An 18,594-nucleotide genomic window follows, 5' to 3' on the forward strand; every position below is an offset into this window, starting at 1 on the left:
CATGGCCGTTTGAATACGCTACACTCCCCGAAACTTGATGTAAGCGGGGAGTGCAAGTTGGCACCCACATTCCGAGCTCTCACTGCCGCGTTCACTGCGGGGCTTTTACTGCAAGCCTGTGCCCAGGCCCCTGAAGAGCCGCCTGCCTCGCCGCAGATTGATCCGGCTGACATTACCCTTAATCTTCCAGACCAGCAGGCCTGCGATTGCCTTGCTGAAGAGCCCGTGAGCGTGAGCTTTCTCGAGAAAGGTTACATAGAGTTGGCCAATGGCAATCATTCGGAAGCGGTAGAGTATTTCAACCGTTACAACCGCACCGAGACATCCAGGACCGCCGATTGGGAAGCCGAGCTAGCGATCGCTTTTGTCAGGTCACTGGCAACGGGCCCGCTTTTCGACGCCGATGCGGCTCGCAAATCCTACCGCGATCTGCGTACTGAAAACTGGCAGTCGATGGAACTGCATGTGCAAACCCAACTCGCGCGGCAAGCGCTGGAAAACTTCCTTGGAGCTGAGCAGCAGCGTCGTGAACTGCGGGCGCAGAATAAACAACTGCAGGACGATCTCGCCAAGCGCGAGGAAGCGCTCAAGCGGTTGCGAGAGCTAACTCTGGGTCGGACGGGATCAGCACAGTAAAGGTCGAACCTTTCCCGGGAGCGCTCTCGACACTGATATGTCCGCCCATCAATTCACAGAAATCCCTGCAGATTGAAAGCCCCAGGCCGGTGCCGCCAAACTGAGCTGTAGTGGACGAATCCGCTTGTACAAACGCTTCGAAAACGCGACTCTGTTGCGCTTCATCCATCCCTATTCCCGTATCGCGAACCGCGATTTCTACCCAGCCGGGCCGATCTTCAGGTGCCTTCGCGACTACACTGATGAAGCCGTTCTCGGTAAATTTGCAGGCGTTGCCCAGCAAGTTGGTAAATATCTGGCGGAATTTGTTGGCGTCGTTATAGAGCGTAGGCAGGCTGCTGAAATCGGGCTTGTCCAGCTCGTTGCGCTGGCTGCGCAGCTGCGGAGTGATAGCGTCGCAGGCCTGGTCGAGCAATTCACCCGGTTCGAAGGTTTCGCAGTGCAGGGTCATCTTGCCGGTTTCGACCTTGGACAGATCGAGAATATCGTTGATCAGGGTGAGCAGCTGGCGCCCGGAACGAATAATCTTATCCAGGTCCTGTTGGAACTGCTCGCGATTGACTTCAGCCTCGTCAGAGAGCTCGTCATGCAGCATTTCCGAATAGCCGATGATGGCGTTTAACGGTGTGCGCAGTTCATGCGACACATTGGCCAGGAAGATACTTTTGGCGGCGTTGGCCTCGTCGGCGGAATCCCGGGCTTTACTGACATCGTACATCGCATTGCGCAGTTTCTCCGACATGTCATTGAAGGCTTTGGCCAGGTCCCCCAGTTCTCCCGAGTCTGCAATCTCCTCAATGCGATAGGAGAGATCTCCGGATCCGATCCGTTCTGCACCGCGCTTCAGTCGCTTTAGAGACTGGTTGGTGTATCGCACCAGGAAAAAGCCGAGAGTGGCCGTCAGAAAAATCGAAGCGATAAAGCCAATCACGGTGATGCGATCGGTCAGGGCGATGGTGCGGTCGATAATAGCTGCGCGTTGTTCCGCGATAAATTCCTGGCGAGCCTCAAGTTCTTTCAGGCGCTCACTGGCCTCGAGGTACGGGAAGGGGTCATCCACATCGACCTGGAATGCGGTGTCATTGTAGTTGCGATAAAAGGCTCGCCAGTCATTCAGCAGCACTTCGCTGGATTGTTTGAGGCGCTCATAGTTCAGCCGGGTAACATCGAGGCTCAGGCGGCCCAGCTTGTGGACCCGGTCCTCGATTTCATCGACCTGGGCGACGGCTTGCTCGATCTCGGTCTCGTCGAATTGGTCTGATGTGTTTTCGCGAATTGTCGACAGAACCTGAATACGCTGGCGTTGATCGTTGAGCATTTGCTCGATTTCGGTGGACAGGCGGGTAGCAGCCACCGAACTGCGATAGGCGCTCATACTTTCATTTCGCGCGAAAGATCCCCAGAAGTGCGTGCCCACGTTGATCGCGAACAATACCAGGATAGTCACCAGGGAGAGGATTAGGCGTCTGCGCAGGCTCATAGTGTCAGCTGCTGGGCCCGCTCAATTTTTTAATCTTTATCAATAGACCGGGGAAGTCGACCGGTTTAGTGGCGTAGTCGTCGCAGCCTGCTTCGATGGCCAGTTGCCTGTCTGCTTCGCTGGCGTGGGCAGTGAGGGCGATGATCGGGATGTGCTTGATGCTGTCATCCTGACGCGCGGTGCGGCAAGCGGTCCAGCCATCCATAACCGGCAGGTTCATGTCCATGAGTACGACCCGAGGCTGTTTTGAGCGCATCAGATCCAGCGCCTGCTGGCCATCGCCCGCGGGGATGACTTCCAGGCCCGCGCGATTGAGCCTGCGTATCAGCATGTCGCGATTGAGCTCATGGTCTTCCACCAGCAGTATCGGTGCTATCTGGCTCATGGGGCAGCCTCCAGAATGTGGTGCACACGCAGCAGTTCATCAATACCCTTGACCTTGAGCTCCTGACTGTCGCCGATCCGGTAGCCGGGTTTCAGTGATTGTAAGGTGCTTTCGGAAATCAGGATTTCGCCGCCGGCAGTGACATCTTCGATCCGCGAGGTGACATTCATCGGGTGACCGACGAAGCCGTACTTGCTGCGTCGTTCCGAACCGATATTGCCGGCAATGACATCGCCGGTGTTCAGCGCGATGCCAGTGCTGATCTCCGGTAGGCCGTCCTCTCGATTCAGGCGGTTTATCTCTTCCATGGCCGCCTGCATATCCAGTGCGCATTGCACCGCCCGGTCGGCATCGTCGTCGCGGCGTTGAGGTGCACCGAATACGGCGAGAATAGCGTCGCCGATAAATTCATCGATAGTGCCGTTGTAGGCCATGATAATGTCTGTCATGGCCGCGAGGTAACGGTTGATCAGTGTGACGACCTGGGCCGGTTCCAGCTGCTCGCTGAGCGTGGTGAAGCTGCGAATATCAGACATCATGATAGTCACCCGGCGCAGATCGCCGCCCAGTTCCAATCCCTCAGGCCGTTCCAGGATGTCGGTGACAATCTCGTCGGAAAGGTAGCGTCCAAAAGTGGCGCGGATGAACTTCTCATTTCGCTCGAGTTGCTGGCGATACAGTTCTTCACGATCGTGCCAGCGCTTGCGTTCGATCCCTGCCTTGATTCTGGCCTGAAGCAGTACCGGATTGAAGGGCTTGAATAGATAGTCGTCTGCGCCCGCCTCGATACATTCGATAATGCCTTCCATATCCTGGCGGCCGGAAATCACAATGACCGGTGTGGCGCGCCACTCCGGGTGCTCCTTGATCCGGCGAAGCACCTCGCGGCCGTCCATATCAGGCATGACCAGATCGAGCAGGACAACATCGACATCGGCCTGATCCAGGGTTTGCAGTGCTTCTTCCCCGCCGGCAGCCGTGACAACAATGTGCCCAGAGCGTGACAGGTAGCGCGCGACCAGCTCACGATTTTCTTGCAGGTCGTCGACAGCGAGAATGAACCCCGGATCGCTGGCGATGGATCGTTGCTCGGGAATCGGGTTTTGCTCGCCGGGCTCATCGTTGTGGGCAGTGTGCACTGCACTTAACAGGCGGGACAGGGCGGCGTCCAGTTCTGTGTGCTCGGCGCCGAGGTCCTCGCGCAATAGTTCGGCGTAGCCGCGGATCGCTGTCAGTACATTCATCAGGTCGTGACGATTGACCTCGGGGGCAGCGAGTTGGGTGTTCAGGCGATCGGCGCCGTCGAAGAGGTGGGCGAAATCATCCTGAGCTTCGCTGGTGAGGCCGTCCTGTAATCGTTTGTAATGTTCACGCAAGTCCGCCATTGCGCGCAACAGGTGATCACTCCACTGGGTGCTGGTCTGACTCGAGCCGTTGCTCACAGGCGGTCCTTCGGTTGCTGAGTTTTTAGTATAAATTGTGAATGCCATTGAGGAAACGGGATTTTCGCTCGTTACATAAGAGTTGCCGGTGTGTTTTTTCGGCAGTAATGGTGCGCTTTTGCAAAACTTTGGGTTACTATTGTCCGCATAGCTTTAAGGGACAAGCTAAGCAAGGAATTGGGTAAGCAATGTTGCAGCAAGTAGAAATCTTTCAGGGGCTCTCAGTGGAAGAGCTGGAGGCGCTCGCTGCGAGCAGCACCAGCCGGTCCTTCCCCAAGAATACCGTCGTTATTCATGAGAACGATCCGGCCGACTCTCTGTTCGTGATCGAGAGCGGCAAGGTCAAGGTTTACTGCTCCGACAAAAACGGCAAAGAGTTCATCATGAACACCCAGGGTGCCGGCGACTATTTCGGTGAGCTGGCTCTGCTGGATGACTCTACCCGTTCCGCCTCGGTGCGCACTGTCGAAAAATCTTCCTTCTGCATTATCTACAAGGAAGACTTCAATCGCGTTTTGGACGAGCATCCCAATATAGGCCGCCAGCTGGTCAAGAACCTGGCTGCCCGTGTGCGCAAGCTCACCGCTGACGTGAAGAGCCTGGCACTGCAAGACGTCTACGGCCGTGTCGCTAATGTGCTCATGGACCTGTCTGAAGAGCGCGGCGATGGCACGCTGTATATCCCCGAGAAGCTCACTCAACAGGATATAGCAGACCGCGTGGGTGCCTCCCGCGAGATGGTAGCCCGCATTCTCAAGGACCTCACCATCGGTGAGTACATCCGCTTTGAAGGGCGCCACATTATCATCAACACCCGGTTACCTGCTAAGTACTAACTTTTCAGAATTGCTGAAAGCCCCGATCTGGTTCAGGTTGGGGCTTTTTTGTTTCCGGTCTTCTGTAGCCGGTGCCAGAGGCAGGTGAACTTTTTCGCAACCTCCATATGCCCATCGCTGGAAATTGTCGACTAGGAGTCCTCAGGCAGAACTGAGTCGACAGTAACCTCAAGGTGCCCTGACGCAAGTCGCGTCGTAAGCGAGCTACCAGGATTGACAGAGGAAGCGTCAGTGATGACCTTGCCGTCGGGATCGGTCACGATCGCATAGCCGCGCGCCAGGGTGGCAAGCGGGCTGAGAGAGTCGAGCATCTGCGCCAGATGAGCCAGTTGGCTGCGGGCATTGGTGAGCCTGGCCTGCATGGCGCCTTCAAGGCGCTGCTGGTTTGTGGTCAGATCCCTCTGCAACTGCTGGATTCTGGGCAAAGGGGATCGGGCGTGAAGGCGGGACTCCAGAAGGGCAAGCTCGTTTTGTTTGCGAGCCAGCAGGTTCTTCTGGGCCAGGATCAGACGTTGCTCCAGATCGTCCAGGCGCTGGGACTGTTCGCGCAATTGGGCGCCCGGGTGTTTCAAGCGTGCGCGGAGGTTATCCAGGCGGGTCTGGGCATCGGCGAGTTTGCGCCGCATCAGGCGCACCAGGTCCGCTTCGAGCTTTTTCAGGCGCGCGAGTTGTTCGCGTTGGTCCGGGCTCAGCATCTCGGCGGCCGCTGAGGGGGTCGGCGCGCGCTGGTCGGCCGCCATGTCGGCAATCGAGAAATCTACCTCGTGGCCGACGGCACTCACGATGGGCAATGTGCTTGCGGCAATGGCTCGGGCGACGATCTCTTCGTTAAACGCCCAAAGGTCTTCCAGCGAGCCGCCACCGCGGCCCACGATCAGGGCGTCAAGGTGGATTTCGCCGGTTTCATGCAGGCGATTGGCGCGCTCGATCGCAGCAACGATTTCCGGGGCAGCATTCTCGCCCTGCACAGCCACCGGCAGAATACTCACTTCAATGGCGGGACAGCGCCGTTCAAGCACCGTCAGTATGTCGTGAATTGCGGCGCCAGTGGGAGAGGTGATGACACCCAAATGGGAGATGCTCTCTGGCAGGGGCTGCTTGCGATCGGCGTCGAACAGGCCCTCCGCCAGCAATTTAGCCTTCAACTGTTCGAACGCGGCCTGCAATGCACCAGCGCCGGCCGGCTCCATGTGCTCAGCGATGAGCTGAAACTCGCCGCGGCCTTCATAGAGGGACACCCGGCAGCGCAGGCGGATATGGTCCCCATTGCCGGGCCTGAAACGCAGGCGCTGATTCCGGCCCCTGAACATGGCGCAGCGGACCTGGGCGTTGCCATCCTTGAGGGAAAAATACCAGTGGCCGGAGGAGGGGGCCGCGAAATTGCTGATCTCGCCCTCCACCCAGACAAAGTCAAAGTGGCTCTCGAGCAGCGACCGCGCCTGGCGGTTGAGCTGACTGACCGTGAGTGTGACGGGCTGGGGATCGTTGTTAAAGGGGTTCGACAAGTTGAACTTCTATTTACTGCAGTGACGCCAAAGATTTATAATTGCATGTTTACCTTAAACCCGCCAGCCGGAGACTGCCCTATGTTGCGAATCGCCCAGGAAGCCCTCACATTCGACGATGTACTGCTGTTGCCGGGGTATTCGGAAGTGGTTGCTACGGACGTGTCGCTTAAGTCGCGTCTGACCCGTGAGATCGAGCTGAATATACCGCTGGTCTCTGCGGCTATGGATACCGTCACTGAATCCCGCCTCGCCATTGCCATGGCGCAGGAAGGCGGCATCGGCATCATTCACAAGAGCATGAGCATTGCGGAACAGGCAGAGCAGGTGCGCAAGGTGAAGAAGTTTGAGAGCGGCGTGGTCAAAGACCCGATTACCATCCAGCAGTCGGCGACCATGGCTGAATTGATACATCTGACCAACGCCAATGGTATTTCCGGTGTTCCCGTGCTCGATGGTGAAGACCTGGTAGGTATCGTCACCCGTCGTGACCTGCGTTTTGAGTCGGACATGGGCAAGGTCGTCTCGGACATCATGACCCCTCGCGATAAGCTCGTCACAGTGAAAGAGGGTGCTAGCTCCAAAGAAGTCCAGAGCCTGCTGCACCAGCACCGGATCGAGAAGATCCTGGTGGTGAATGACAACTTTGATCTGTGCGGCATGATTACCGTCAAGGATTTCGACAAGGCCGAGAGTTTTCCCGATGCCTGTAAGGATTCCTACGGTCAGCTGCGGGTTGGCGCCTCTGTTGGCACGAGCCCTGACACCGATGATCGGGTAGAGGCCCTGATCGGTGCCGGCGTTGACGTTCTCGTGGTCGATACCGCCCACGGCCATTCGCGCAATGTCATCGAGCGGGTGCGTAAAATAAAGGACGCCTATCCCTCGATTCAGGTCATCGGTGGCAATATCGCTACGGGTGCCGCTGCTATCGCGCTCGCCGATGCGGGTGCAGACGCCGTCAAGGTGGGGATCGGCCCCGGTTCCATCTGCACCACCCGGATTGTCACCGGTATTGGCGTGCCACAGATTTCAGCGATCGCCAATGTGGCGGAAGCCCTGGTAAATCGCGACATTCCTTTGATTGCCGATGGCGGCATTCGCTTCTCCGGCGATATCGCCAAAGCCTATGTGGCCGGTGCCCACTCAGTAATGATGGGCAGCATGTTCGCTGGCACTGAAGAGGCGCCCGGTGAAGTAGAGCTGTATCAGGGCCGGACCTACAAAGCTTACCGCGGTATGGGTTCGCTGGGCGCTATGTCCCAGACCCAGGGCTCCTCTGATCGTTATTTCCAGGATTCCAGTAAAGGCGCCGAGAAGCTTGTGCCTGAGGGCGTTGAAGGCCGGGTTCCCTATAAAGGGCCGGTAGCTGCAATTCTGCACCAGTTGATGGGCGGCGTCCGGGCGGCCATGGGCTATACCGGCAGCAGCACCATGGACATTATGCGTACCCGGCCTGAATTTGCCCGGGTGACTACAGCGGGTATGTCCGAGAGCCATGTCCATGACGTGTCGATTACCAAAGAAGCACCGAACTATCCGGTGCGATAGTCTCTTTTTTCCAAGCAGGGGCCTGCAGGCCCCCGTTTGTTTGCCAGCGGCCGTATCGGGCCGCATTGTCACAAAGCAGGAACAAGCATGAGCGCAGATATTCACGCCCAGAAGATTCTTATTCTCGATTTCGGGTCCCAATATACTCAGTTGATCGCCCGCCGTGTGCGGGAAGTAGGTGTCTACAGCGAGATTCGCGCGTGGGACATGAGCGAGGAAGAAATCCGCGAGTACAATCCGCGCGGCATTATTCTCTCTGGTGGTCCGGAGTCAGTGGCTGCTGATGCATCCCCCCGTGCGCCGCAACTCGTGTTCGAACTCGGCGTGCCGGTGCTCGGTATCTGCTATGGCATGCAAACCATGGCAGAGCAGTTTGGTGGTCAGGTCGCTTGCTCCGATGTGAGTGAGTTCGGCTATGCCCAGATTCGTCAGGTGGGTAATGGCGGCCTGTTACACGATGTTCGTGATCACATCGATGAACAGGGTCGACCACTGCTTGACGTGTGGATGAGCCACGGTGACAAGGTGGTTGAACTGCCCGCAGATTTCGAGCTGATTGCCGAGACAGACAGCTGCCCCATCGCCGGCATGGCGCACAAGGAAAAGCCTTTCTTTGGTATCCAGTTCCACCCGGAGGTAACTCATACTCTGCAGGGCAAGCGCATTTTCGAACACTTTGTGCTTGAGCAGTGCGGCTGTGAAGTCCTGTGGACGCCCGCCAATATCGTAGAAGACGCCATCGCCCGGGTCCGCGAGACAGTGGGCACGGACAAGGTCCTCTTGGGTCTGTCCGGCGGCGTTGATTCCTCTGTCGTTGCCGCGCTGTTGCATAAGGCTATAGGCGATCAACTCACCTGCGTTTTTGTCGACAATGGCTTGTTGCGCCTGCGCGAGGGTGATGCGGTGATGGAAATGTTCGCGAAGAACATGGGCGTGAAAGTGATCCGCGCCGATGCCGAGGAACTGTTCCTGGGGAAACTTGCGGGCGAGGCTGACCCGGAAGCCAAGCGCAAGATTATTGGCAATACCTTTATTGATGTATTCGATACCGAGGCGACCAAGCTCAAAGATGTGAAATGGCTGGCGCAGGGCACTATTTACCCGGATGTAATCGAGTCTGCCGGTTCCAAGACTGGCAAGGCGCACGTGATCAAGTCGCACCACAATGTGGGTGGCTTGCCTGACGACATGAGTTTTGAGCTGGTGGAGCCACTGCGCGAATTGTTCAAGGACGAGGTGCGCCAGATTGGTCTCGAATTGGGCCTGCCCTACGATATGGTTTACCGCCATCCTTTCCCCGGTCCCGGCCTTGGCGTGCGCATCCTTGGCGAGGTGAAGAAAGAATATGCTGACCTGCTGCGCCTGGCGGACGATATTTTCATCAGCGAATTGCACGCCTCGGGCTGGTACGAGAAAACCAGCCAGGCCTTTGCCGTGTTCCTGCCAGTGAAATCGGTTGGCGTGGTCGGAGATGCCCGTCGCTATGAGTATGTGATCGCCCTGCGGGCGGTCGAGACTGTCGATTTCATGACCGCGCGCTGGGCGCATTTGCCCTACGATCTGTTGGAACATGTGTCCAACCGCATTATCAATGAAATATCCGGTGTGTCCCGGGTCACTTACGATGTGAGTTCCAAGCCACCCGCAACCATCGAGTGGGAGTAAGAGCTTGCTAGCGATGGTCTATAGTTGTTCTTTTCCAGTTATACGGAGACCATGATGGCTGATTACATTCCCCCCGCCCTGGATTGGGTGCGCAAACAAGTTGAACTGTATGAGGGCAGCGGTGGCAAAGAAGGCTACTTGCTGGAGGGCACAGACATGCCCTGCATCCTGTTCACCCATGTCGGCGTCAAGACCGGTGCTATACGCAAAACGCCGCTGATGCGGGTGGAAGTCGACGGCAGCTATGTCCTGATTGGATCCATGGGCGGGCAGCCGAAAAATCCCTCTTGGGTAGCGAATATACGCGCCAGGCCTGATATTAGTCTGCGCGACCGCGAAGAGGTGTTCGACATGCGGGTGCGTGAAGTGGATGACCCTGAGGAGCGCTCTAGACTCTGGGCGGCAGCAGTGGAAGCCTACCCAGACTACGACGCGTATCAGGAAAAAACTGAGCGGATCATTCCTGTGTTTCTCGCGGAGCCACGTCCGGCCTGAGATTAGCCTGATCTTACTCAAGAGAATTTTCATAGAGGAAAATTTTCTGGCCTTCCCATCAGGTCTGCCACCGGCAGGCGCGACAGTATAGAGTGGAAATGACTTCAATAGCAGATCACGAGCAGTGGATGCGCCGGGCCTTGGCGTTGGCCGATCGGGCCGAGAATGAGGGCGAGGTGCCCATCGGCGCGGTGGTGGTGAAAGATGGACAGCTACTGGGAGAGGGCTGGAACTCGGTGATCGCCTATCAGGACCCGACTGCGCATGCAGAGATAGTGGCCATGCGCGATGCGGCGAAGCTCACTGGAAATTACCGCCTCGCGGGCGCTACCCTTTATGTGACTCTGGAACCCTGCACCATGTGCGCGGGTGCACTTATCCATGCGCGTATCGAGCAGCTTGTGTTCGCCGCCAGGGAGCCGCGTGCGGGAGTCGTGTGCAGTACTTGCGCGATGCTTGACGAGCCGCGCTATAACCATGCGGTGAAATGGCAGGAGGGTGTTCTCGCTGAGGAAAGTTCGGAACGCCTTAAAGCCTTTTTTAAATCCCGACGCAGCTAGTCTAGCCGGCGCCGCCTGCATCTCCGCCATCGCCCAGCTCGACGCTGGGCAGGTCGTTACTTTCCTGCGGCAATGATCGGCCGCGCCAGTACCAAACACTCCACAGCGACAGACCATAGATGAGCAATAAGGCGCCGCTGAGCGCTGGGCGCTCTCCGGCAGCGAATTCTGCAATTTCGGCCATGTCGAATTCAGCGATCACGGCCCAGCGATGCTTGCCCACATTCACCGGGGCAAAGCCAGACATGACTGGCACGCCGCGATAGTCATCGATGACAAGCTGGCCCTGTTCTCCCGCCAATGCGAGCTCGACAGACTCTGACTCAACCTGTTGGATCAATACAGTGCTCTGCTCGCTGAAGCGAGAGTTGCTCCGCATCAAAAAATCTTCACCGACGACGTAGGTCTCACCACTGTTGCCCATGCCGTCGCTGGAGTTCATGATGCTGAGGATGTGGTCGGTGGGCAATTGCAGCGCTAGCACGCCCAGGAATTCGTCTTCTGCCGACAGTATGGGGGCGGCAATGAAGATAGCGGGAGCGTCGGCACTGGGCCCGTATTTTTCCATGTCGCTGACGGCGATAACCCGGCTGGCAGCGCCATCGCGTGCCTTTCTGAAGACTTGCGCCAGACCGCTCTCTTGCCATGGGCCGTCCAGCAGATTGGTACCAAAATCACTCTCTTTCTCTACTGTGTAGTAGATATCGCCCTTGGGGCCAATCATGAAAAAGTCGTAGTAGCCCCTTCGGGTCACAAACTTTCTCGCGATGGGATGAGTGACGCTGTGCAATTCGCTGTAAGCACTGCCATCGCCGGCATCATCAAGATTGAGCAGAAAATCTGCGGGGTGGGGGTTGGATCCGATATAGAGTTCGCGCAAGCGTTCGTCGAAACCTTGCCCTTCTGCGGCCCAAATTTCATTCAGTCGCTGCTGGCTTTGAACGATACCCTCGTTCCTGCTCCAGAAGCTTAATTCTGCTTGCGCTGTGGTGAAATATTCCTGCAGAGCCCCTCGGCGCAGTTCGGCGAGTAGTTGGACTCGATCGCCTATATAGCCTTGGTAAAAACGCAGATTCCACTGACTATAGCCGAACACGACCACGCCCATCATCAGCGCTAGCCCTGTAGCCCATCCAAGCCAGAACTTCATGCGCGAATCCTCATGTTTCGGCTCTCGGCGTTTGTTCCACCACACCGAATAGCAGCAGGCGATCTCGCACCAGTGCGTCCACGGCCTGCCAGGTAAAGGAGAACTGTTCGAACTCATCAGGGCTCACACGCTCGCGCTCAAGATCGCTCACGACTTGCTCGAGTATGTCCATGAGACGGTTCTTGTGGGCGATCAGTGCTTCAATATCCTTGTCACTGCGCACCGTGCTGGCGAGGGCCATTAACTCTTTGTTGAAATCGTGCATCCGCATCCGGCGGGAGCGAACCCAGTGGGTGCGCAGCGCAAGTAAGGCAGAGCTGAGAATAGCAACAACATAAAGCAGGGCGGACACGAGGCGGGCGTTCTGTTGCATGATGCCGGGCTTTTCTCTGTCATACCAGGATCGGGCGCCGGGATGGGTCGTGATCACACTGCTGGACTCGTCGGCGATAGGCCCGATGAAACCAGCCAACAGGCTATGTTCGAGAATTTCTGAGCGATTCTGAAAAATCGCCCTGGTGACCTGGTAGACCAGATGTTGATCGAGGTCGGACCGTGTCACCAGCAACCTGTTCACCACGGCCGTATCAAGGTGCTCTGTCGGGAGAGGGGGGCTGCCGCGGTAGGAGCCCCGCGGAATAATGCCGGGTGATATCGCTGGCTGCTTGAGGCTTAGCGCTTCCGATTGTCCTATCTCGACCAGCCGCAGGCGTTTCTCCCCGATCAACTCGCGGATACTGTCATTGCCAGGCGCGCGAACTCGGAAAACAGCGTCGACCTGCCCCTGTTCCATGGCGAAGTTTGCCGCTTCCTCTGACATAGGCAGCGCATCGGGGATTTCGCCCGCTATGCCGTAGTGGCGTGCAAGGAAGTGAAAAGAGCTGAACTGGCCGCTGCTGGTGGGGGGAACTGCAATTCTGTGTCCGGCGAGTTCCTGAAACGCGGTGATACCGCTGTCTTCGCTGGCGATCAGGTGATAGGCGTCCTGATAGAGCACCGCGACTGCGGTGACTTCATCGGACACCCTTGCGTCGCCCTGGATTGTGGCGAACGACACTCGGCCTTCACTGAGAAATTTTACGTTCTGAGTGCTGCCGCCGCTCTCGAACACGATCAATCTGAATCCGAGATTTTTCTCGTTGAGTACTTCCGCGATGGCCTGGGTCAGGGCGAGGGTCTCACTGCCGGCAGGGCCGCCAGCAATGGCCAGGCGGTGCTCACGCGATGTCCCCAACCAGATGACCAGGGCGCTGAGGGCGATCAGCCACACGATCACGATCAGGAAGATCCGCAGGCGGGGTGATAGTAGTTGCAAGTCCAGGGTCCGATATTTGCGAGAGGAGAGTATAAGCTGCAATGCCGCGCTATTGGAACAACAGGTGCTGGGTCACAGGGCCTTCAGGCTCACCGCGCTGATCACTTCGGGTACCAGAGGGTCAATATCAGTCGGGGGTAGCGGTTGTTGCGCGGCGATATCCTGCCAGGCAAGGATCCCTTGATAGTGCCGTATGTTCTGCACGTAGGTAGCCGCTTCCTGCCCGCGGGCATAGCCGTAACGAAGCGTCTCGAAGTAGCGGCTTTTCTCAAGCAGCGGTATGTACTGCAGCACGTCTTCCCATAGATGTGGGTCGCCACCCATGCGCTCGGTGAGCACGCGGGCATCGGACAAATGGCCTCGGCCGATATTGTAGGCCGCGAGGGCCATGTAGCTTCGGTCGGGCTCATAGATGTCGTCCGGCAGGCGGCGTTTCAGAGTTTTGTAATAGCGCGCTCCGCCGCGCAGGCTCTGCAGCGGATCGGTACGCTCGGAGACCCCCATCTCGCGCGCGGTGGGCAGGGTTAGCATCATCATCCCGCGCACTCCAGTGGGCGATTCCGCTGTTGGGTCCCAGTGCGACTCCTGGTAGGCGATGGCAGCGAGCAGGGGCCAGTCCATCTGGAATTCCTGGGCGACCTGTTCAATCATATCGCGATATTTGGGCAGGGTGCGCTCCATGCTCAGGGTAAAAGTGTGCGACCCGATCCGGGGGATGATACGGGTGTTGCCGAAGTGTTCCTCACGCAACTGTTGCAGGCTGCCGTCTGCCTGTAGCTGCTCGAGAAAAACGTCGATTTCGGCGAGCAGGCGAGTGTTGTCGGCATCGGGTGGCAGGTACCACACCATGTCCTGCGCCGAGCCCAGATCGAAAGCGACCTTCAGTCGTGGATAAAGCCGCTGCTGCACTTCGAATTCGTTGGAGTCCAGCAGCGCGAGGTCAGCGCGCTGCTCATTGATTTCTTCGAGCAACTCCATTGAGTCTGGTTCGGTCAGCACACGCCATTGCAGGTCCGGGTAGCCGCCATCTCGCAGCGCCTGCAGGGCGCGCTCATGGCTGGACCCTGCGAGCACCACGATGTCCATGTCCAGCATGTTTTTGACTGAGCGCGGGCGGAAAGTACCCGCACGATAAATGACCTGGGGTTGAATCTCGTAGTAAGGCACGCTGTGTGGGTACACGTCCTGGCGCTCGCCGGTCAGCGACAGCCCCGCCGCCGCGAAATGGGCCTCGTTGCGCGCCAGAGTGGTGAAGATGTCCGCCAAAGAAAACGCCGGCTTCAGCTGTATTTCGACCCCGAGGTGGTCTGCAAATCGGCTGGCGAGAGCGTACTCGAAACCGACCGGGCCGCTCTTGTCGATAAACCAGGTGGTCGGGCTGTTGCGGCTGACAACCTGCAACTTTCCTTGTTTTTGAATCTCCTCCAGTGCGTCCGGGCGTGCGCAGCCACATAGCAAAATGGTGAGCAGGAGGAGTGGAATATACAGCGATCGTGACATACGGCCATTCTAGCGTTTCATGCGGGCGGTCCACAGGCACTATTACCGTGGCATGGATAGCTGAAATCAGTTACGGATAGCGGTTACTTGCTGTACAATGCCGCCTCGAAAATCGACCCCCTTCTGGAGCCTATCGAGCATGCTAACCCTGCGTGGTGCACCGGCCCTGTCAGCTTTCCGCCTGGACAAGTTGGCGCAGAAACTTTCAGCAATTCACCCGGATATCAGACTCCTGCATACGGAGTTTGTTCACTTCGCCGATCTGGTGGCGCCAATGCCTGCCGAACGCGAAGCTGTGCTGGCCCGATTGCTTGAATACGGACCCACGATCAGCGAGGAAGGCCATGTTGGTCAGGGGGAGGCCAGCGAACTGCTGTTGGTAACGCCGCGCCCTGGTACGATTTCGCCGTGGTCGAGTAAAGCCACAGATATCGCCCACAATTGCGGCCTCGCAGAGGTCAAACGCGTTGAGCGCGGTCTCGCCTACCAACTGGCGCTGCCGGATGCCATTTCCGCTGCACAGCACCAGGCAGTGATTGATTTGTTGCATGACCGCATGACTGAGAGCGTGTTCTCTCGGCTTGACGATGCCAGTGCCCTGTTCCAGCAGGCGGAGCCTGCGCCAATGACGTCTGTGGATGTGTTGGGCGGCGGCCGTGATGCGCTGGCAGTAGCGGACCAAACTCTGGGCCTGGCGCTGGCAGACGATGAGATCGACTATCTGGTGGAGAGTTTCACCGAGATGGGTCGCAATCCCAATGATGTCGAGCTGATGATGTTTGCCCAGGCGAACTCCGAGCACTGCCGTCACAAGATTTTCAATGCCAGCTGGAGCATTGACGGCGAGGAGCAGGAACACTCCCTGTTCAAGATGATTCGCAATACTAACGAGCAGGGTGGTCAGGGTGTCCTGTCGGCGTATTCCGACAATGCGGCTGTGGTGGCGAGTCACAGGGCGGGGCGTTTCTACCCCGACCCCGAGAGCTGTGAGTACAGCTTCTCAGAGGAAAGTATCCACCTGTTGATGAAAGTGGAAACCCACAATCACCCCACGGCTATCGCACCATTCCCCGGTGCTGGTACGGGCTCGGGCGGGGAGATTCGTGACGAGGGCGCTGTGGGACGCGGTTCCAAGCCCAAGGTGGGCCTGACCGGTTTCTCCGTCTCCAATTTGAATATTCCCGGCTATGAACAGCCCTGGGAAAGCGCATACGGTAAGCCTGGTCGTATTGTCTCTGCATTGGACATTATGCTCGAGGGTCCGATAGGCGGAGCTGCATTTAACAACGAGTATGGCAGGCCAAATCTGTGCGGTTACTTCCGCAGCTTCGAGCAGGAAGCGCCGGGCGTTGATGGCACTGAAGTTCGCGGTTATCACAAGCCCATTATGATCGCCGGCGGTTACGGCAATATTCGTGCTGAGCATGTGGAGAAAGGGGAGTATCGCCCCGGCGCCAAGCTGATTGCGCTGGGCGGCCCGGCCATGCTGATTGGGCTCGGCGGCGGTGCTGCTTCTTCGATGGCTAGCGGTCAGAGTGCCGAGGATCTGGATTTTGCCTCTGTACAGCGGCAAAACCCCGAGATCGAGCGTCGCTGTCAGGAAGTCATTGACCGTTGCTGGCAGTTGGGCGAAGACAACCCTATCGCCTTTATTCATGATGTGGGCGCCGGTGGCCTGTCCAACGCATTCCCGGAACTCGTCAAGGACGGTAACCGCGGTGGCAAGTTCGAATTACGCAACGTACCCAATGACGAGCCAGGTATGTCGCCACTGGAAATCTGGTGTAACGAATCGCAGGAACGCTATGTGATGGCGGTGGAGCCGGAAAATCTCGCCCGCTTCGAGGCTATCTGTGAGCGCGAGCGCTGCCCCTTTGCGGTGGTTGGTGAAGCGACCGAAGAAATGCATCTCACCCTGACCGACGATCAGTTTGGAAATGCACCGGTAGATCTGCCCATGTCAGTGCTGTTTGGCAAGGCGCCAAAGATGCACCGCGAGGTGAGCCGTCAGAACATCGTGCAAACACCACTCGCGCTGACGGTCAGTGTCGACGAAGCGGCTGCTCGGGTGTTGCAGCTTCCCAGTGTCGCGAGCAAGAATTTTCTGATCACTATTGGTGACCGCACCGTGACCGGTATGGTTGCTCGGGACCAGATGGTGGGTCCCTGGCAGGTACCGGTAGCTGACTGTGCCGTTACCACGGTGTCCTACGATTCCTGCGCCGGCGAGGCGATGGCTATCGGTGAGCGCACACCGCTCGCGCTGCTGGATGGCCCTGCTTCCGGACGCATGGCAGTAGCCGAAGCTATCACCAATATCGCAGCGTCCAGTATCGCAGATATTAGCGACATCAAGTTGTCCGCCAATTGGATGTGTGCCGCCGGTTACGGCGCCGAAGATGAGGCACTCTATGACACTGTGCGCGCTGTGGGTATGGAATTTTGCCCCGAGGTGGGACTGACTATACCGGTGGGCAAGGACTCGATGTCGATGCGCACCACCTGGCAGGACGAAGGTGAGGACAAGGCCGTTACCTCGCCCATGTCACTGATTGTTTCAGCATTTACCCCTGTCACAGATGTGCGTCTATCGGTCACCCCCCAGCTGCAACCCGAGGCAGACGCCAGCCTGGTATTGATTGACCTGGGTCGCGGCGCCAACCGTCTCGGTGGCTCTGCCCTGGCCCAGTCCTGTGGTCAGCTCGGCGAAACTGCGCCCGATATTACCGCGACCGATCTGAAGAATTTTTTCACCCTGGTGCAGGAACAGCTGCAGGCAGGCAAAGTGCTGGCCTACCACGATCGCTCCGATGGCGGTCTGCTGACAACCCTGGCCGAGATGGCGTTTGCCGGTCACTGTGGCCTGGCGGTAGATATCGCCGCTATCGCCGGTGACGATCTGGAGCGCCTGTTCAATGAAGAGGCAGGTGCGGTACTCCAGGTGGGTACTGCAGATCTTGCCGCCCTTCAGGCGCGTGCTGTAGAGCTCGGGCTGGGCGATTGTACCCATGTGATTGGTACAGCGGTAGCCGGTGAGAGCCTGGCTATCAATGACGGTGAGCGTGAAGTGATTGCCGCCTTGCGCCCCGAAATCCAGAAGCTCTGGGCCCGCACCAGCTATGAGATCCAGGCCCTGCGTGACAACCCGGACTGTGCCCGCGAGGAATTTGAGCGCATCGGTACTGGCGAACTCGGGCTGTCTGCCCAACTGGCCTTTGATCCATCAGAGGATATCGCGGCGCCAATGATTGCCACGGGGGCCCGCCCGCGTATCGCGGTGCTGCGGGAACAGGGCGTTAATGGTCATGTGGAGATGGCTGCGGCCTTCCACAAGGCGGGTTTCGCCCCCTTCGATGTGCACATGAGCGACATCCTCGGCGGCCGCGTAGGCCTCGCCGACTTTAAAGGACTGGTGGCCTGCGGCGGCTTCTCTTACGGCGACGTGCTGGGAGCGGGCGAGGGCTGGGCCAAGAGCATCCTGTTTAACGAGGCTGTGCGCGAGGAATTCAGCAACTACTTTAATCGCGACGATAGCTTCACCCTTGGGGTGTGTAACGGTTGCCAGATGGTTTCCACCCTCAAGGACCTGATTCCGGGTGCCGACCACTGGCCGCGCTTTGTGCGCAACCGTTCCGAGCAGTTCGAGGCTCGCCTGGCTCTCGTTCAGGTGCAGGAGAACCCGTCCATCCTGCTTAATGGCATGGCGGGTTCGCACCTACCCATCGCCGTTGCGCACGGTGAAGGACGCGCCGAGTTTGCCGACGATGCTGCGCTGTCCACCTGCGAAGGCAGTGGCACGGTGGCCATGCGCTACGTTGAAGGCGACCTGTCAGTGGCAGAACGTTACCCAGCGAATCCCAATGGCTCCCCCAATGGCATCAGCGGCCTGACCTCCAGTGATGGTCGAGCCACGATCATGATGCCGCATCCGGAGCGGGTGTTCCGCACGGTGCAGTACTCCTGGGCGCCCGAAGAGTGGGGCGAGGATGCGGGCTGGTTGCGCTTGTTCCGCAATGCGCGGCACTGGCTGGGGTAATATTCACAGCTGCCGGCCCTTGAAGCAGCGGGCCGGCG

14 protein-coding genes are annotated in these 18,594 nt (G+C 58.1%); 7 read left to right on the forward strand and 7 right to left on the reverse strand.

What is annotated here, in order from left to right:
• Positions 1-57 precede the first annotated feature (57 nt).
• On the forward strand, positions 58-636 hold the full coding sequence (locus tag EY643_RS05040) for a hypothetical protein (protein ID WP_152661166.1): 579 nt from the start codon (positions 58-60) through the stop codon (positions 634-636).
• Here the strand turns inward: EY643_RS05040 and EY643_RS05045 are convergent.
• The 3 genes from EY643_RS05045 to EY643_RS05055 are packed head-to-tail and all read right to left on the reverse strand — an operon-like array spanning position 587 to position 3,943.
• Positions 587-2,116, reverse strand: a complete 1,530-nt coding sequence (locus tag EY643_RS05045; RefSeq protein WP_152661167.1) for a sensor histidine kinase — start codon at positions 2,114-2,116, stop codon at positions 587-589. The two genes, EY643_RS05040 and EY643_RS05045, sit on opposite strands and share 50 nt — an antisense overlap.
• A gap of 4 nt (positions 2,117-2,120) precedes the next feature.
• Positions 2,121-2,501: a response regulator gene (locus EY643_RS05050; protein ID WP_205743150.1), complete on the reverse strand. Its 381-nt coding sequence runs from the start codon at positions 2,499-2,501 to the stop codon at positions 2,121-2,123.
• Positions 2,498-3,943, reverse strand: a complete 1,446-nt coding sequence (locus EY643_RS05055; protein ID WP_152661168.1) for an adenylate/guanylate cyclase domain-containing protein — start codon at positions 3,941-3,943, stop codon at positions 2,498-2,500. The genes EY643_RS05050 and EY643_RS05055 overlap by 4 nt, the downstream gene beginning before the upstream one ends.
• Before the next feature lie 188 nt (positions 3,944-4,131).
• Here EY643_RS05055 and EY643_RS05060 point away from each other — a divergent pair, with 188 nt between their 5' ends.
• Positions 4,132-4,779: a Crp/Fnr family transcriptional regulator gene (locus tag EY643_RS05060; RefSeq protein ID WP_152661169.1), complete on the forward strand. Its 648-nt coding sequence runs from the start codon at positions 4,132-4,134 to the stop codon at positions 4,777-4,779.
• Between the two features lie 131 nt (positions 4,780-4,910).
• On the opposite strand, the gene xseA is transcribed toward EY643_RS05060, so the two are convergent.
• A complete protein-coding gene (gene xseA, locus EY643_RS05065) occupies positions 4,911-6,284 on the reverse strand; it encodes an exodeoxyribonuclease VII large subunit (protein WP_152661170.1) in 1,374 nt (457 codons plus the stop codon).
• Positions 6,285-6,365: 81 nt separating this feature from the next.
• Between xseA and guaB the strand changes: the two genes are divergently transcribed.
• From guaB to tadA, 4 genes are all read left to right on the forward strand, one after another.
• Positions 6,366-7,835, forward strand: a complete 1,470-nt coding sequence (gene guaB, locus EY643_RS05070) for an IMP dehydrogenase (RefSeq protein ID WP_152661171.1) — start codon at positions 6,366-6,368, stop codon at positions 7,833-7,835.
• A gap of 87 nt (positions 7,836-7,922) precedes the next feature.
• On the forward strand, positions 7,923-9,500 hold the full coding sequence (guaA, locus tag EY643_RS05075) for a glutamine-hydrolyzing GMP synthase (protein WP_152661172.1): 1,578 nt from the start codon (positions 7,923-7,925) through the stop codon (positions 9,498-9,500).
• Positions 9,501-9,554: 54 nt separating this feature from the next.
• Positions 9,555-9,995, forward strand: coding sequence for a nitroreductase family deazaflavin-dependent oxidoreductase (locus tag EY643_RS05080; protein ID WP_152661173.1), 441 nt, complete (start codon positions 9,555-9,557; stop codon positions 9,993-9,995).
• Positions 9,996-10,093: 98 nt separating this feature from the next.
• Positions 10,094-10,555 (forward strand): tRNA adenosine(34) deaminase TadA, encoded by a 462-nt coding sequence (gene tadA, locus EY643_RS05085; RefSeq protein WP_152661174.1) that lies wholly within the window; start codon positions 10,094-10,096, stop codon positions 10,553-10,555.
• Position 10,556: 1 nt separating this feature from the next.
• Here tadA and EY643_RS05090 read toward each other — a convergent pair whose 3' ends face one another.
• From EY643_RS05090 to mltF, 3 genes are all read right to left on the reverse strand, one after another.
• A complete protein-coding gene (locus tag EY643_RS05090; RefSeq protein ID WP_170287284.1) occupies positions 10,557-11,705 on the reverse strand; it encodes a cache domain-containing protein in 1,149 nt (382 codons plus the stop codon).
• A gap of 10 nt (positions 11,706-11,715) precedes the next feature.
• Positions 11,716-13,020, reverse strand: coding sequence for a TAXI family TRAP transporter solute-binding subunit (locus tag EY643_RS05095; RefSeq protein WP_170287285.1), 1,305 nt, complete (start codon positions 13,018-13,020; stop codon positions 11,716-11,718).
• Between the two features lie 72 nt (positions 13,021-13,092).
• Positions 13,093-14,520, reverse strand: coding sequence for a membrane-bound lytic murein transglycosylase MltF (gene mltF / locus EY643_RS05100; protein ID WP_152661177.1), 1,428 nt, complete (start codon positions 14,518-14,520; stop codon positions 13,093-13,095).
• 139 nt (positions 14,521-14,659) lie between these two features.
• Here mltF and purL point away from each other — a divergent pair, with 139 nt between their 5' ends.
• Positions 14,660-18,556 (forward strand): phosphoribosylformylglycinamidine synthase, encoded by a 3,897-nt coding sequence (gene purL / locus EY643_RS05105; protein ID WP_152661178.1) that lies wholly within the window; start codon positions 14,660-14,662, stop codon positions 18,554-18,556.
• The last annotated feature ends 38 nt before the right edge of the window (positions 18,557-18,594 follow it).

The sequence above is a fragment of the Halioglobus maricola genome (assembly GCF_009388985.1).
GTDB classification, from domain to species: Bacteria; Pseudomonadota; Gammaproteobacteria; order Pseudomonadales; family Halieaceae; genus Halioglobus; species Halioglobus maricola.

Bases quoted from the DNA above. Each gene is read 5' to 3' on its own strand.
- EY643_RS05080 (WP_152661173.1), top strand. From the start codon at position 9,555: ATGGCTGATTACATTCCCCCCGCCCTGGATTGGGTGCGCAAACAAGTT.
- mltF (WP_152661177.1), bottom strand. From the start codon at position 14,520: ATGTCACGATCGCTGTATATTCCACTCCTCCTGCTCACCATTTTGCTA.
- EY643_RS05045 (WP_152661167.1), bottom strand. From the start codon at position 2,116: ATGAGCCTGCGCAGACGCCTAATCCTCTCCCTGGTGACTATCCTGGTA.
- guaB (WP_152661171.1), top strand. From the start codon at position 6,366: ATGTTGCGAATCGCCCAGGAAGCCCTCACATTCGACGATGTACTGCTG.
- guaA (WP_152661172.1), top strand. From the start codon at position 7,923: ATGAGCGCAGATATTCACGCCCAGAAGATTCTTATTCTCGATTTCGGG.
- EY643_RS05090 (WP_170287284.1), bottom strand. From the start codon at position 11,705: ATGAAGTTCTGGCTTGGATGGGCTACAGGGCTAGCGCTGATGATGGGC.
- tadA (WP_152661174.1), top strand. From the start codon at position 10,094: ATGACTTCAATAGCAGATCACGAGCAGTGGATGCGCCGGGCCTTGGCG.
- EY643_RS05060 (WP_152661169.1), top strand. From the start codon at position 4,132: ATGTTGCAGCAAGTAGAAATCTTTCAGGGGCTCTCAGTGGAAGAGCTG.
- purL (WP_152661178.1), top strand. From the start codon at position 14,660: ATGCTAACCCTGCGTGGTGCACCGGCCCTGTCAGCTTTCCGCCTGGAC.
- EY643_RS05050 (WP_205743150.1), bottom strand. From the start codon at position 2,501: ATGAGCCAGATAGCACCGATACTGCTGGTGGAAGACCATGAGCTCAAT.